The sequence below is a fragment of the Planktotalea sp. genome (assembly GCF_049680325.1).
GTDB lineage: Bacteria > Pseudomonadota > Alphaproteobacteria > Rhodobacterales > Rhodobacteraceae > Planktotalea.
In genome coordinates, this window is the sequence record NZ_JBAUHO010000098.1 from 1 (window position 1) to 1,970 (window position 1,970).

Sequence of the window (1,970 nt, forward strand, 5' to 3'; positions counted from 1 at the left end):
GAGAAACGCGCGAAAGTTGGTGATGCCCTGAGGGGCGGCATATCATGGCGGTGTTCAGACGCCGTCAATTCTCTGCTGAGAAAGGGATATGCCACATGCAAGAGACTACCATCACCCAGCTATCCGATCCATCGGGATTTAGCTCCGACCCATTCACCGACGTCCTGCGCGATGGAGCGCGCAAGCTGATCGAACAGGCGATCCATGCGGAACTGGCTGCTCTGATGAACGCCTTTTCTGGGGAAAGGCTCGAGGACGGACGGGCACGCCTGGTGCGCCATGGTCACTTACCCGAACGGGAGGTGATCACCATTGCCCTACAGGCGATTGCGCAGCAATCTGCCGAAAGGGGGGATTGGTCCAGTGCCGGTGAAAGTACCGCGCGTGCGGGACAGGGGCGCTGGCGAAGACAAGATCACCTTCACGCCCAGCATCCTGCCGCGCTATCTGCGCAAAGCGAAATCAATTGAGGAGCTGCTGCCTTGGCTTTACCTCAAGGGCGTGTCCACGGGCGATTTTACCGAGGCGCTGGAGGCGCTGCTGGGTCCGAACGCCAAGGGGTTGTCTGCCAAGACCATCACGCGGCTCAAAGCCGACTGGTGGAAAGACTTCGAGGCCTGGCAGAAACGCGATCTTGGCAGTCGGCGCTTCCTCTATATCTGGGCTGACGGCGTCTACTTCAAACCGCGCATGGCTGAAGAAAAGCAATGCGTTCTGGTGATCGTCGGGGCTGATGAATATGGCCGCAAGGAGCTACTGGCCATGACCCCTCTCATGGTTTGCAAGCAAACCACTGCCGGGCAGTGGATGGCTTCCGCGAAAGCACGCAAAGCTGGCGTGAGGTGTTGCTCGATCTCAAGCGGCGTGGCCTGAAACAGGACCCCAAGCTGGCTGTCGGTGACGGCGCACTCGGGTTCTGGACCGCGCTGCGGGAGGTGTTCGCTACGACGCGAGAACAACGCTGTTGGGTTCACAAGGCGATGAACGTGCTGAACGCGATGCCGAAATCCTTGCAGGCAAAAGCCAAGGGCCATTTGCACGACATCTGGCAGGCAGAGACAAAAGCCACGGCCTCTGCCGCCTTCGATTTCTTCGTCGAAACCTATGGTGTGAAATGGGACAAGCCGGTGGCCAAGCTGGTCAAGGACCGCGACGCGCTGCTAACTTTTTACGACTTTCCGGCCGAGCACTGGAAACACGTCCGCACGTCAAATCCGATCGAAAGCACCTTCGCCACCGTCCGGCATCGCACAAAACGCACCAAGGGGTGCCTCAGCCGCAAAACCGGTCTGGCGATGGCGTTCAAGCTGATGATATCGGCGCAGAAGAAATGGCGCAAACTCGACGGCCAAAACCGCCTGCCCGAGATCATCCAAGGGGTTGAGTTCCGCGACGGTCTCCGCCACGTTCAAGATGCCGCCTGATCAAGCGTCACCAACTTTTGCGCATATCTACCAAACCAATCCAGCGAACTCTGCTCACAGATGTTGACAGTATCTGGCGGGTCAGCGTATATACATTTGTAAATACGGAGGGGTGAGATGTTCGAGACTAAAATTCGTAAAGTGGGTAATTCAGCGGTTGTAACGCTATCGCAGGAGGTTCTTTCGGCGATGGACGTCAAGGAAGGCGATACTGTTTTCCTGTCTCGCACTGATGATGGCGGGGTCCGGCTATTGGCGCATAATCCTGAGCTTGCTGAGGCTCTGAGCGCCGCAGAAATCGTCATGGATGAAAACCGTGACTTGCTTCAGGCGCTTGCATGAAAGGTCCCATTTGGGTTCCGATCCAGGCGGTCTACATCATCCACGACAGACAAATTGCGCGCCACGGTGGGGCATCCGGCATTCGAGATGCGACGCTGTTAGAAGGCGCGTGTAGCCGCCCGCAAAACAAGTTTTCTTATGAGGAGGCTGATATCTTTCAATGCGGTGCAGCGTATGCCTATGGCATCGGAAAAGCGCATGCAT

2 protein-coding genes and 1 pseudogene are annotated in these 1,970 nt (G+C 57.1%); all 3 read left to right on the forward strand.

Annotated features, from left to right (window positions below; translation table 11 throughout):
• Positions 1-95: 95 nt before the first annotated feature.
• Positions 96-1,424, forward strand: a pseudogene (locus WBC85_RS04075) (IS256 family transposase).
• A 117-nt stretch (positions 1,425-1,541) separates the two neighbouring features.
• Positions 1,542-1,766, forward strand: coding sequence for an AbrB/MazE/SpoVT family DNA-binding domain-containing protein (locus WBC85_RS04080; protein ID WP_424433399.1), 225 nt, complete (start codon positions 1,542-1,544; stop codon positions 1,764-1,766).
• Positions 1,763-1,970 (forward strand): type II toxin-antitoxin system death-on-curing family toxin (locus tag WBC85_RS04085; protein ID WP_424433400.1); only part of this gene is annotated, 208 nt, incomplete at its 3' end. The genes WBC85_RS04080 and WBC85_RS04085, both read left to right, overlap by 4 nt.

Excerpts from the sequence above, each read along its gene's own strand:
- WBC85_RS04080 (WP_424433399.1), top strand. The coding sequence starts at position 1,542 with ATGTTCGAGACTAAAATTCGTAAAGTGGGTAATTCAGCGGTTGTAACG.